General features: G+C 73.6%; 7 protein-coding genes. 1 reads left to right on the top strand and 6 read right to left on the bottom strand.

Features of this window, described 5'->3' with window-relative positions:
* Positions 1-52 precede the first annotated feature (52 nt).
* The 3 genes from WMF26_RS19510 to WMF26_RS19520 form a co-directional block, all read right to left on the bottom strand.
* Complete coding sequence (locus tag WMF26_RS19510) at positions 53-1,246, bottom strand: PAS domain-containing protein (RefSeq protein WP_438001550.1); 1,194 nt, start codon at positions 1,244-1,246, stop codon at positions 53-55.
* A gap of 378 nt (positions 1,247-1,624) precedes the next feature.
* Positions 1,625-3,625, bottom strand: coding sequence for a TrkH family potassium uptake protein (locus tag WMF26_RS19515; protein ID WP_438001551.1), 2,001 nt, complete (start codon positions 3,623-3,625; stop codon positions 1,625-1,627).
* Between the two features lie 77 nt (positions 3,626-3,702).
* Positions 3,703-5,178, bottom strand: coding sequence for an ATP-binding protein (locus WMF26_RS19520; protein WP_438001552.1), 1,476 nt, complete (start codon positions 5,176-5,178; stop codon positions 3,703-3,705).
* A gap of 629 nt (positions 5,179-5,807) precedes the next feature.
* Between WMF26_RS19520 and WMF26_RS19525 the strand changes: the two genes are divergently transcribed.
* Positions 5,808-7,229, top strand: coding sequence for an AAA family ATPase (locus WMF26_RS19525; protein WP_438001553.1), 1,422 nt, complete (start codon positions 5,808-5,810; stop codon positions 7,227-7,229).
* Positions 7,230-7,308: 79 nt separating this feature from the next.
* Here WMF26_RS19525 and WMF26_RS19530 read toward each other — a convergent pair whose 3' ends face one another.
* From WMF26_RS19530 to WMF26_RS19540, 3 genes are all read right to left on the bottom strand, one after another.
* On the bottom strand, positions 7,309-9,702 hold the full coding sequence (locus tag WMF26_RS19530; RefSeq protein WP_438001554.1) for a HEAT repeat domain-containing protein: 2,394 nt from the start codon (positions 9,700-9,702) through the stop codon (positions 7,309-7,311).
* 205 nt (positions 9,703-9,907) lie between these two features.
* Positions 9,908-11,281, bottom strand: coding sequence for a sigma-54-dependent transcriptional regulator (locus WMF26_RS19535; protein WP_437338574.1), 1,374 nt, complete (start codon positions 11,279-11,281; stop codon positions 9,908-9,910).
* Positions 11,278-12,795 (bottom strand): ATP-binding protein, encoded by a 1,518-nt coding sequence (locus WMF26_RS19540; protein ID WP_438001555.1) that lies wholly within the window; start codon positions 12,793-12,795, stop codon positions 11,278-11,280. The genes WMF26_RS19535 and WMF26_RS19540 overlap by 4 nt, the downstream gene beginning before the upstream one ends.
* Between the last annotated feature and the right edge of the window lie 9 nt (positions 12,796-12,804).

Raw genomic sequence — 12,804 nt, forward strand, 5'->3', positions numbered from 1 at the left:
TGAGTTTCGGTTGTTAGGGAACGCGGCGGCGCAGCCGCCGGGGCGCGCGGCCTCAGGGCGCCGGTTTCTGGGCGGGCGCCGGGCTCGCGGCGACGGACGGCGCCTGGGCGCGGGTCATGGACCGGATCGCGTGGTTGAGCGCGGCGCGAAGGTTGCGCTGCGTGTTGAGCTGCGACATGTCGAGCCCGAGCGCGACCATGGTCTGGGCGACGTTCGGCTTGATGCCGGCGACGATGCCCTCGGCGCCGAGCAGCCGGATCGCGGTGACGAGCTCGATGATGTGGCTCGCGACCTTCGTGTCGACGACCTCGACGCCGGTGAGATCGAGGATCGCGTATCGCGCTTGCTTCTCGACGATCTTCGAGAGCAGGCTGTCCATGACGTCGGCGGTGCGAACGCTGTCGACCGTCCCCACCATCGGGAGCGTGAGGACGCCGTCCCAGACCTCGATGATCGGCGTGGAGAGGTCGCGGATGACCCGCTGTTGCGCCTCGATCTGCTGGAGCTGCGTGCGCAGCTCCTTCTCGGCGCGCTTCGCCTCGGTGATATCGAAGGACACGCAGACCACGCCCGCCCCGGGCTCACCGCGATCGTCGCGCAGCGGAATGGCCCAGAGGTCCCAGTAGATGCCGAAGAACTCGTCGCGATGGCGGTGCGTCGTCCCGTCGAACCACGCATGAAGGTCGATGCCTGCCTTGCGCGCCTCATCGTCGAAGATCTCGAACCAGTTCGCCCCGACGAGATGCCCGGGCTTCAGCCCAGCGTTCGCGAGCCCCTTCCCCTCGTGGTAGAAGCACACCGCATCGCGATCGAGCCCCCAGATCACGGTGTCGTCCAGGTGCTCGACGATGGCGTCGAACATGCGCGCCTTGGAGCGAAGCGCCTTGAGCTCCTCCTCCGTCGCCTCGGTCGTGGCCCGGAGCGTCCCGAAGACGACACCGCGGTCCGACGACCGCCTCGCGTTGCAGGAGAGCGGCCGGTGCGCCCCGCTTCCGTCGCGCAGGCGAACGCGGAAGGTGACGGGACCCTCCGCAGCGAGCAGCCTCGACCAGGCCTCCGCGAGCGCCGCGCGATCGTCCGGGTGAGCGAGCTCCGCGAGCGTCGCGCCCTGCAAGGCCGCGGGGCCGAGCACCTCCCGCAGCGCGTCGCTCGCGTGCAGCAGCGCCCCCTCGGCCGACGCGACGAAGAGCAAGTCTGGACAGCCGGCGAAGAACTCCCCGAGCAACGCGTTCGAGTCAGATTCCATCAGGCGCGCATCTCCTTGAGGCAGGAGAAGGAAAACTACCGTGAGCGGAGCGCATCGGGGAAGGGCCCTCGCGCCGCCTCGGCGCTGTCCTATCGCGAACAGACGGAGTCGGCGGTGGTGGAGATGCGGAAGGAGAGCGAGGCCGCGCACCGTTGCGCACGACCTGTGCAGTTCAGGCCGCGTTCAGCGCTCCTGGGGCCGATGCGCCGAGCCGGACGGAGGCCGCCATCATGACTGACCTTCTCCTGCACGAGCTCCTGATCGGCGCGCCCCCGCCGGATCCGATCTCGACGCCGGCGCCCATCCAGGCAGCCGACCTGGAGATTCCCATGTCGAGAGGGGAGCGCCCAGCTCGGATCGCGCTCGCCCCGCCCCCGCTCACCCGATCCCCACGCGCTCCTCCGGCAGCCGGTAGCTCCGCGCCCGCGCCTGGTTCGCCAGCGCCAGCGCCAGGGTCAGCGGCCCGATGCGCCCGATGAACATCGCCACCGTGATGGCCAGCTTCCCCGGCGCGCTCAGCGACGGCGTGATGTTCGCCGACAGCCCGGCCGTGGCGAACGCGCTGACCGCCTCCAGCGCGAGGCCCATCGGGTTGTGCGGCTCCAGGACGAGCAGGACCAGGAGGAGCCCCGCGACGAGCACCATGCTGAGGAAGGCGACCCCCAGGGCCCGGCGCACCGTGGCCGCCGGCAGGGTCCGCCCGAGCAGGCGCGGCGCCTCCTCGCCGCGCAGCTCGGCGCGCAGCGCCGCGAGCAGCGCGGCGAACGTCGTGAGCTTGACCCCGCCCGCGGTCGAGCCCGGACCGCCGCCGATGAACATCAGGATGCAGGCGAGCATCCAGGTCGCCGGGCCCATGAGGCTGTAGTCGACCGTGTTCAGGCCGGCCGATCGCGTCATCGCCGACTGGAAGAAGCTCGCCATCACCTTCACGGGCCACGACAGGCCGGCCATCGACCGGCGCGCCTCGAGCAGCAGGTAACCCGCGGTCCCCGCCACGAGCAGCGCCGCCGTCGCGAGCAGCACGACCCGGCTGTGCAACGACAGCCGCGGCGGCCGCTCGCCGCGGAGCCGCAGCCGGATCCGGCTCAGGAGCTCGTCGTGCACCGGGAAGCCCAGGCTGCCCAGGATCACCAGCGCCGCCACGACCGCGGAGACCGCGGGCGAGCCGACCAGCGGGACCAGCCCCTCGCCGAACAGCGAGAAGCCCGCGTTGCAGAACGCGCTGACCGAATGGAACACGGCCGCCCAGAGGTGATCGCCGGCGCCCGAGAGCGGCTCCCCGGGGACCGGCCCGGAGGCGATCTGGTGGTGGGGCAGGAAGCTGAACAGCAACGCGAGCGCGCCCACCGCCTCGATGACGAGGGTGAACAGGACGATCGCGGCGACGTTGCGGCGGAGCCGGGCGAACGACTCGGCGTCGATCATCTCGGCCATCACCGCCGCGTCGCGGAGCCGGAGCCTCCTGCCGGCCACGATGGCGAAGAACGTCGACAGGACCATGATCCCGAGCCCGCCGACCTGGACCAGGAGGAGCAGGACCGCCTGGCCGAACGGCGTGTACGTCGCGGCGACGTTGTGCACGGCGAGCCCGGTGACGCACACCGCGCTCGCGGACATGAACAGGCCGTCGATGAACGAGGCGTGCGCGATGTCCCGCAGCGACTGCGGCAAGGTGAGCAGGAAGCTGCCGAGCAGCGTGGCGACCGCGAACGACATCATCATGAGCCGGGCCGGGTGCTCCGCGGCCGCGGCGAGGAGCCGCTCGAGCGGCCGGCGCCCGAGCAGGCCCCCGAGCGCCACGAGGAACGCGAGCACCGTGTACGTGCGGTAGAGCGCGACGCCCCGCTGCCCCGGAGCCGCGGCCGGCTGCCCGACCGCCTCGACCGGCTGCCCGAGCACCTCGACCGGCTGCCCGAGCACCTCGGCCGGCTGCCCGAGCACGAGGAGCCACTTCTCGCCGAGGCACGCGAGCAGCAGGACGAACGCGAGCAGGAACAGCGCGAGCCGGGGCCTGCGGGCCTCGACCCTGGCGCCGGCGAGCGCCTTGCGCAGGCGCTCCAGCGAGACCACGGCCGCGACCCACGCGGGCACGAGCAGCGTCTCCACCATGGTCAGCGCGGCCGACGCCCGCGGCGTGATCGCGAGGGCGAGGTCGACCCCGAGCAGGGCGGCGCTGCCGACCAGCAGGGGCGTCGGCCGCATCCACGCGGCCTGCTTCCGGGGCGCGATCGAGACGGCGCCCGTCGCGGCGACCCCCGGCGCGGGCTGCGCGAGCATCGAGGCGACCGTCGGCCGCTGCGGGGCAGGGGCGCCGGACGGCGCGGTGCGCGGCGCGCTCGGTCGCGACGACGGGCTCGGCGATGGATCCACGCGCCGCATTCACGCCGCCGCGACCGGCGGTGTCAAGCCGCCGTCCCGGGCGGTCCACGCGACCTCCACGGCGGCGGCGCGCCCGGTCAGGACGCGCGCGGCAGCTCGACCCGGAACACCGAGCCGGCGCCGGGCTCGCTCTCGACCAGGACGCGGCCGCCGTGCGCCTCGACGATGCGCTTCGCCACGGCGAGCCCGAGGCCCGTCCCCGGGATCGCGCCCGCCGACGCCTTGAGGCGCCGGAACGGCTCGAAGAGCTGCGGCAGATCGGTGGGATGGATCCCGACCCCCCGATCGCGGACGGCGATCTCGGCGCGGCCGTCGCCGCCGCGGACCGTCACGTCGACCTGGCCGCCGGCGGGAGAGTACTTGAGCGCGTTCGAGAGGAGGTTGTTCAGCACCTGCTCGATCCGGGTCGCGTCGCAGCGGACGGGCACCGGCGCCTCGGGGAGCGAGAGCTCGATCGGGTGCTCCGGCGAGACCGGGCGGTAGAGCTCCACCGCCTCCTGCGCGAGCTCGCGCAGGTCGCGCTCCTCGAGCTTGAGGTCGAGCTTGCACGCCTCGATCTGCGACGCGTCGACGAGATCCCCGACCATGCGCTCGAGGCGATCGACCTGCCGCCCAACGAGCGCCATGGTCCGCTGGACGCGAGGATCCGGCGGGGGGCCGTCGAGGCTGAGGAAGCTCACGGACAGCCGGAGCGCCGAGAGAGGGTTCCTGAGATCGTGCGCCACGCCGCCGAGGAACGCGAGCTGCGCCTGTCGCTGGCGCTCGAGCGACTCCGCCGTGCTGTTGAAGGCCCGCGCGATGTCGCCGAGCTCGCGCGGCCCGACGAGCGGCGCGCGCGCGGCGCGATCCCCGGCGCCGTAGCGGCCGATGGCCTCCTGGATCGCGACGACGGGGCCGTAGACGAGCCGCCGCGCGCTGAGGAGGACCAGGGACGCGCCGGCCATGAAGAAGATGACCGCCGCGACGCCGGCGGAGCTCGCGCGCTGGCCGAGGCGCGCGACGAGCGCCTTCGACGCCTGGGCCTGCTCGAGGTTGATCTCGACCAGGCGATCGAGGGCCCGGAAGGCATCGTCGAAGTCGAGCGCGTCCACGGCGGGCGCCACGGCGGCCGACGAGGGGGGCAGGCTGACGTCGTCGGCGGCGCGGCGCCGGGCGAGGTACGCGTCGACGCGCCGCTGCGCGTCCTCGAGGACGCTGCCCTCTTCCGGGCTGCTCACGTAGCGGTGCGCCTCCGCGAGGCCCTCCCTCAGCTCGCGCTCCCACGCATGGTCGTCGGCGATCGCCCCGAAGCTGCCCAACCCGGCCCTGCGGCTGAGCTGGTGCGCGTCGAGGAAGAGGTCGACCTGCAGCCGGTCCGCCAGGCGGACGCTCTCGCTCGCGTCGCCGAGGATCCGGGTGGCCTGTTGCATCGTCGTCGAGGCGACCACGAGCGCGGCGACGACGGCGATCGCCGTGCCCGTGAGGAGACATGTCGCGGCCGCGAGGAGCGTGCTCAGGCTCAGCTGCCTCGGCTGGCGGAGCTCCTGCGGGTGCTGCGTCGCAGTTGTTTCCATGTCCTCGATTGATCCGGTTTCGTGCCCGATGCAAACCCGGCGCGCTCCTCCGGCGGCCGGGCCCGCTCGCTCCGGCGACCCCGGCGCCCCGGCCGCCCGGGATCGTGGCGCGCCTCGCACACCCATCCTGCGTCGCGCCGGCGCATCGCCGCCGGACACGAGGCCTGCTTCGACCTCGTCCAGGAGGTCCGCCTCTCCGGAGGGGCGGACCACGCAACGAAGGACGGTCCGTCGACCCGGAGCAGGGCGCCTGCGCCCCGTCGAGGCTTGATATCCATCAACCATCCTGGGCCTCATCATCCCTTCCGAGCCGCGCTGGAGTCTCGGCTCTCCCCCTGAAGGCTTGTGAATTTCGCCCCCCCCGCGGCACCGTCCGCTACGCCGGCCTCCACCTGTCTCTCGTCTCTCGTCTCTCGTCTCTCGTCTTCCGTGCTCGTCCTTCGTGCGCGTGCGCGTGCGCGATTCCCGGAGTATCCCATTGCGATTCCAATCTTCCGAAAACTTTCCGAACGACCGGCGGCGATCATAACGTCCAAAGTACAATCCACGGCTCCGCCGACAAAACCGACAGCTCCAACGAGCTCACCGAGTCGCGTGATATCGTCCCCCCCCACGCCGGAGACGAGATCATGGACAACGACAAGCCCCAAAACCCCACACCTTCTCTCACGGAGCTGATGGGCGCCATGGCGGCGGCCCAGGCCGCGCAAGAGCCGTTCTTCCTCGGCCGCCTCCGCGCGCACTTCGGCGCCGACCCCCGCGCCCTCCCGGTCGTCGCCGAGGAGTTCTCGCCCTCGGACCACCCGAACTTCCAGCTCGCCATCGAGACCCACCTCCGCGACGGCGGGTTCACCGCCGAGCTGCTCGGCGTCTCCGGCGGCGATATGTTCCGCGGGGTGAGCCTCCCCGATCTCGTCTCGCCGCCTCCGGCGATACCCGGGGTCGGCGGGGCGCCGCCCTCGCTGGGCCCCGTGCAGTACCGCAACGTCCGACTCGACGAGGAGCGCGTCATCGCGTGCGTCGCCGGCGGCATCTACCTCCTCGGCCACGGGGACGAGCGCTTCGCGCTGCTGGTGCGCGGCCCGAACGACGCCGGGTTCCGGCGCCAGCAGCTCACCGTCGAGGTGATGGCGCGGGACAACGAGCGCGCCCAGCGCCTCCTCGCCGAGCTCCGCGTCCTGATGCGCCGGCTCAACGTCTACCGCAGCCGCGTGGTCACCCTGAGCGAGGCCACCGACGTCTTCCCGGCCGCGACCAAGATCGAGCTCCAGAGCCTCCCGCGGATCGCGCGCGAATCGCTCATCCTGCCCGAGGCGCTGCTCGCGCGGCTCGAGCGATCGACCATCGGCTTTTCCCGGCACAGAGAGTCCCTGCTCGCCTCGGGGCGACACCTGAAGCGCGGGCTGCTCCTCTACGGGCCCCCGGGCACCGGCAAGACCCTGACCGCGATGTACCTGGCGAGCCAGATGCAGGAGCGCACCACCCTGCTCCTCACCGGGCTCGGTGTGAAGCTCCTCAAGGAGGCCTGCGCGATGGCGCGGTCGCTCCAGCCGTCGCTGGTGGTGCTCGAGGACGTCGATATCATCGCCCAGGACCGCGAGAGCACGGACTCGAGCTGCCGCTCCCCGCTGCTCTTCGATCTCCTGAACCAGATGGACGGCCTCGCCGAGGACACCGACGTGATCTTCCTCCTGACCACCAACCGCCCGCAGGCCCTGGAGCCGGCGCTGGCGGCGCGGCCGGGGCGGATCGATCTCGCCGTGGAGGTCCCGCTGCCGGACGCCGACTGCCGGCGGCGGCTGCTCGCGCTCTACGGGCGCGGTCTCTCGCTCAGGGGCGACGACCTCGCGCCGCTCATCGCGCGGACCGAGGGGGTGAGCGCGGCGTTCATCCGCGAGCTCCTGAGGCGGGCGGCGCTGTTCGCGGCCGACGCGGGGCGCGGCGCCGCGGTCGCCGAGGAGGACCTCAAGGAGGCGCTGCACGAGCTCCTCGTCGACGGGGGGCCGCTCACCCGGAGCCTCCTCGGCGCTCAGGGCCACCGCCCCTCCTGACCGCCCGGGCGCCCGCCGGCGCGTACGAGCGCGCCGCTCCGCGCCCCGTCCCGCTCCGCGTCGAAGCGTGGATGTCTCGTCAGGCGCTCATGGACGCCAGCGCGTCCCGCGCGAAGCGCCGTACCTCGGGCGACCAGTCCTGGAGCGCGAACCGGAGCAGCTCCCGGGCGACCGGTCCGCCGAAGTGCCCGAGCGAGCGGGCGCCGTCACGGCGGACGCGGAAATCGGCGTGGCTGAGCGAGCGCGCGATGAGCTCGAGCGTGCTCGGATCGCGCAGGTACGCGAGCGCGCGGACGCCGCTCATCAGCTTGTTGTACTCCGGGTCCTCCAGGCGCTCGACGCGGCGCTGAAGGAGCCCCTCGACGAGGTCGACGAGGGGCCGCACGGCGCGGCCGTCTCCGACCTTCCCGAGCGCCAGCGCGGCCTTGCAGCACACGGCGTACTCCGGGTCGCCCAGCGCGCGGATCAGCGGCTCGACGGCCCTGCCGCCGCCGTGCGCGGCGAGGGCGGCCGCCGCGCTCGCCCGGACCGCGGGCGCGGGGTCGCCGAGCGCGGCGAGCAGGGCGTCCACGGCCTCCGCGGCGGCGTACCGCTCCAGCGCCTCCGCGGCCGCCTGGCGCGCCTCCGGATCGGCGCCGACGAGCGCGTCGACGAGCGGCGCGACGGCGGCGTCGCCGATGGCGTCGAGCGCGGCGCAAAGAGGCTGGCTGCGCCCGGGGAAGGGCGCGTTGCGCGAGAGCGCGAGGGCGAGCGCAGGGGCGAGCGCCGGATCGGCGAGCAGGCGGGCGACCCCCGCGGCGGCCTCGACGGGGGCCGAGGGCGTCTGCGTGAGCGCGCGGATCAGGGCGCCGCGCAGGAGGGCGCGGGTCTCGTCCGACCTCGGCGACGTGCTCCCGGCGGCGCCGTCTCCCGCGGCGGCGGCGAGCACCCGGCCGATGGCGTCGAGCACATGAGAGCTCATCGAGTGCAGGGGCCTCATGCGCCCCTGCTGCTCCCACGAGATCTCGTCGCCGAGCGCGGCGGCGATCGTCGGGAGGAGCGGCGTGCGCCGGTAGAGCATGAGATCCGCGAGCCCGTCGACGGCCGCGACCCGCACGCGGACATCCGGGTCGCGGAGGGCGCTCGCGAGGTGCGCCGCGACCTTCGGGTCGCGCAACCGGGCGAGCGCAGAGGCGGCGATGATGCGCACGCCGGGGTCGGGATCGCGCAACGCGCTCGCGAGGTGCGCCGCGTGCACCGGGTGGAGCAGCCAGGACAGCGCGGACAGGGCCTGCCGGCGTACGCCGGGCGAGGGATCTCGCGACAGATCGAGCAGCGCCTGCGAGGCCAGCGGGCTGCCGATCGACGCGAGCGTCGTCGCGGCGTCCATGCGGATGCCCGCGTCCGTGTGGCGGAGGAGCGGCTTCAGCAGCGTCTCGCCTCGCGTGCGTTGCACGTGGCCGGCCAGCGCGGCGTAGACCTGGCCGCGCACCGCGGGCGAGGGGTCGCCGGCCCAGGGCGCGAGGCGCTCGAGCGCGTCCGGCCCGGCGGCGATCCTCGCGACGAGCGCGACCGCATCGCTCCGGTGGGCCTCGTCCGGGTCGCGTTGCAGGCGCGAGAGCGCGTCGCCCGCGCGCTCCGGGTGAAACTCGACGAGCCCGAGGGCCACGGCATGGCGCACGGCCGCGTCCTCGTCGTCGAGCCGGCGCTCGATCTCGTGGACGATCGACGCGTCGCCCAGCCGCGCCAGCGCCGCGACGGCGGCGCACCGCACCGCCGCGCTGCCGTCCGCCAGCGCCCGGAGCAGGGCCGCGCGCACGTGCCGCGGATCGAAGCCGCCGAGCGTGTCCCTGGCCGTGGCGCGCACGTCGTCGCGCGCGTCCGCGAGCGCCCGCACGAGCTCCGGGATCGCTGCGTGGCTGCGCAGCTCCCGGACCAGCGTGGCCGCCTCGAAGCGGACGTGCCCGAGGGGCTCCTCGGTGAGCAGCTTGAGGAGCGGCTCCAGCGCCGCTTTGCCGAAGCGGCGGAGCAGCTCGTCCCTTTTCTGATCGTGATCGCTCAGGCAGACCGCGATGATGTGCTCGTTCTTGCGATCCGCGACGGCGGCCTCGTCCCTCCTCCTGGTGAGCTCGGCGAGGCTGCGCACCATCGCGGCGATCGGGTCGGCGGTCGATCGGTCGTCGATGGCCGCGGGCTCGCCGCGATCGACCGCGTAGGCGACCAGCACGGAGGGGAGCGAGACGGTCTCACCCTCCTGCCCGCGCGTGAGGACGATCTTCCCGGCCCGCGGCGCGGGGAGCGTCGCGCCGATGTGCGTTGGGCCGAACTCCAGACCGATGAGGTCCGTCACCACCTCGACGAGGGGCTGGTCCTTGGTCACCTCATCGCCCGGCGAGACCAGCCATTTCTCGATCTTTACCGTGTCGACCCAGTGGAGGAGGCTGACCAGCTTGAACTCATGGGTTGTTCCCTCGATCTCTTTGACGTCGTGCATCTCTCGGCCCGTACGTACAGAGACCTCGCCCGGAGGTTACAGGGCCCGCGATGGGCCAGCATGGGTAGTGGTCTAATTTGAACATGAAGGCGGGAAGGCGGGAAGAAAACATGAATGATCTTCCAGCCTTCCCGCCTTCATGTGGACTCTCCCTGGGCAAAGTCGACCAGTACCCGCCTGGCTCCTCGCGGGGTGAAACCTGGCTTCACGCCCCCTCCTCGCCCTCGCTCCCCCCGCCGAACCAGCGCTGCAGCGTCCGCCGATCGACGCCGAGCAGCGCCGCCGCCCGCTGCTTCTTGCCGCCCGCGCGCCTGAGGACGATCTGCGCGTACTCGCGCTGGAGCTCGTCGAGCGTCATCAGCCGATCCGCCGCGGCCTCCAGGAAATCCGGCGCGCCTCGCCGCGCGCGCACGCCCTCCGGGAGGTCGTCCGGGGAGATCCGCCCGCCGTCGCAGAGCGCCGCCGCCCGCTCGATCGCGTTCTCCAGCTCGCGGACGTTGCCGGGCCAGTCGTACGCGAGCAGGCGCTTCAGCGCCGCGCCCGAGAACCCCGCGATCGGCTTGCCCGCGTTCGCGGCCGCGCGCGCCAGGAAGTGCTCGGCCAGCGGCACGATGTCGTCCGTCCGGTGCTTGAGCGGCGGGATCGCGATCTCGATCACCGCGAGCCGGTAGAAGAGATCCTCTCGGAAGGCGCGCTCGGCGACCGCCGCGCGCAGGTCGCGGTTCGTCGCCGCGATGACGCGCACGTCGACCGGCTCCGACGACACCGAGCCGACCGGGCGGACCTCCCGCTCCTGGAGCGCGCGCAGGAGCTTCGCCTGGAGCGGCAGCGCGAGCTCGCTCACCTCGTCGAGGAAGAGCGTCCCGCCGTCGGCCTCCTGGAACATCCCGGGCCGATCGCTGCGCGCGTCCGTGTACGCGCCCTTGCGCACCCCGAACAGCTCCGCCTCGATGAGCGCCTCGGGGATCGCCGCGCAGTTGACCGCCACGAACTTCCGCCCGCGGCGCCGGCTCTCGCCGTGGAGCGCGCGCGCCACGAGCTCCTTGCCGCTCCCGCTCGGGCCGCTCACGAGCACCGTCGCCGGGTTGTCCGCGACGCGCCGCACGAGCGCGATCACCTCCTCGATCGCCCGGCTGCGGCCGATCATGCCGGCGATCGAGAACCGGTGCGCCACCTCCGAGCGCAGCTCGGTCAGCTCGACCGTCATCGCGCGCTGCCCGAGCGCCCGCTCCATCCGCAGCGCCATGTCCGCCGGCTGGAACGGCTTCGGCAGGTAGTCGAACGCGCCGGCGCGCATCGCGCGGACCGCGGTGTCGATCGAGCCGAACGCCGTCATGGCGATGATCGCCGCCCGCGGGTCGAAGCGCGCGATCTGCTCGATGAGCTCGATCCCGTCCATCTCGGGCATGCGCACGTCGGTCACGACGAGGTCGAACTCCCGCTCCTCGAGGAGCGGCAGCGCGAGCAGCGGCGCGGTCAGCGTCGTCGGCTCGTGGCCCATGTCGCGGGCGATGTCGGCCACGAGCTTCACCATCTCGAGCTCGTCGTCGACGACGAGCACCCGCGCGCGCGGGCTCACGCGCGCGCCTCCACGCCCACGCCGCGCGCGGCGAGCGGCGCGGCGGCGCCGCGCGGCAGGGTGACGCGGAAGCAGGCGCCGCCGCGGCCGGTGCGGACGAGCTCGACCGAGCCGCCCGCGTCGCGCACGATCCCCTCGACGATCGCCAGGCCGAGCCCGGTGCCGCCGCCGTCGCCCCGCGACGTGAAGAACGCCTCGAAGATGCGCGCGGCGACGCCCGGCGGGACGCCCGGGCCGCGATCCTCGACCTCGAACGACGCCTTGCGGCCGTCGGCCTGCGCGAGGCGCACCGCGATCTCGCCGCCGTTCGGCTGCGCCTGCGCCGCGTTCAGGCACAGGTTGAACAGCACCTGGAACAGGTGATCCGCGTCGAGCGCCACGTGGAGCGGCGCCTCGTCGTGGTCGATCCGCGTCGTGATCCCGCGCTGCCGGCACTCCGGCCCGAGGAACGCGAGCACCTCGCGCGCGACCTGGGCCACGTCGCTGCCGCGGCCGAGGGTCCGCGGCGGGCGGGCGATGGAGAGCAGTCGCGCCACCACGCGGGAGATGCGCTCGGACTGCGTGGCGATCGTCTCGAGCTCGCCGCGGGCGGCGTCGGGCCAGCCGGGCTGGTCGGCGAGGCGGCGCGCGCGCGCCAGGATGACGTTGAGGGGCGAGCCGATCTCGTGGCCGATCGAGGCGACCACCTGCCCGACGGCCGACAGCGCGTGCGCCTGCTGGAGCTTGCGCTCGACGGCGGCCCGGGCGGCCTGCTCCTGCTCCAGGTGGGCGCGCGCCTCGGCGAGCGAGGCGGTCATCGCGTTGAACGCCCGCGCGAGCCGCCGGAGCTCCTCGGCGCCCCCCTCGGGCACCGTCACCCCGAGCTCGCCGCGCGCCACCCGCTCGACGCCCGCCACGATCGCGCCGGCCGGCCGCCCGACCGTCGCCCGGCTCGCGAACGCGGCGATCAGCGCCGTCGCGGCGAGGAGCGCGGCCCCGGCGAGCGCCAGCCCGCGGTTCGAGCTGCGCGCGAACGCGTCCAGGTAGCGCAGCTCCCGGACGACCACGGCGACCACGGACAGCCCGCGCTGCGAGAACGTGACGGTGCGCACGAGCGCCGGCGCCCCGCCGAGCGTGCGCTCCTCCTCGATCTCGGCGCCCGTCGAGAGCGCCCTCCGCGCCAGCGCCGCGAGCTCCGCCGCCTCGCCGGCGATCGGATCGGTCACGAGGATCGGGCCCCCGGCCGCGTCGAACGCCGCGATCCCGAGGATGCGGTCGGCCTGCGCGAGCCGCTCGATGCGGTGCTTGAGCAGCTCGACCTGGCCCCGCTCGACGGCGCCGCCGATCGCCGCCTCGACGAGGCTCGCGTGGTGGCGCAGCTCGGCGGCCGCCTGGCTGCGGAGGAACTGGTGCCGCGTCGTGTGGATGACCGCCCCGTAGAGCGCGACGGCCAGGACGATCGGCACGAGGAGCATGAGCCACAGCTGGAGCGTCAGCCCCATGATGGTCCGCCCCTCTCGGCTTCGCGCGTTCATGCGATCCAT

The sequence above is a fragment of the Sorangium sp. So ce185 genome (genome assembly GCF_051526825.1).
Classification (GTDB): domain Bacteria; phylum Myxococcota_A; class Polyangia; order Polyangiales; family Polyangiaceae; genus Sorangium; species Sorangium cellulosum_D.

What these genes read in the sequence shown, in the direction of transcription:
- WMF26_RS19510 (WP_438001550.1), bottom strand. Translation starts at nt 1,246, where the DNA reads ATGGAATCTGACTCGAACGCGTTGCTCGGGGAGTTCTTCGCCGGCTGT.
- WMF26_RS19515 (WP_438001551.1), bottom strand. Translation starts at nt 3,625, where the DNA reads ATGCGGCGCGTGGATCCATCGCCGAGCCCGTCGTCGCGACCGAGCGCG.
- WMF26_RS19520 (WP_438001552.1), bottom strand. Translation starts at nt 5,178, where the DNA reads ATGGAAACAACTGCGACGCAGCACCCGCAGGAGCTCCGCCAGCCGAGG.
- WMF26_RS19525 (WP_438001553.1), top strand. Translation starts at nt 5,808, where the DNA reads ATGGACAACGACAAGCCCCAAAACCCCACACCTTCTCTCACGGAGCTG.
- WMF26_RS19530 (WP_438001554.1), bottom strand. Translation starts at nt 9,702, where the DNA reads ATGCACGACGTCAAAGAGATCGAGGGAACAACCCATGAGTTCAAGCTG.
- WMF26_RS19540 (WP_438001555.1), bottom strand. Translation starts at nt 12,795, where the DNA reads ATGAACGCGCGAAGCCGAGAGGGGCGGACCATCATGGGGCTGACGCTC.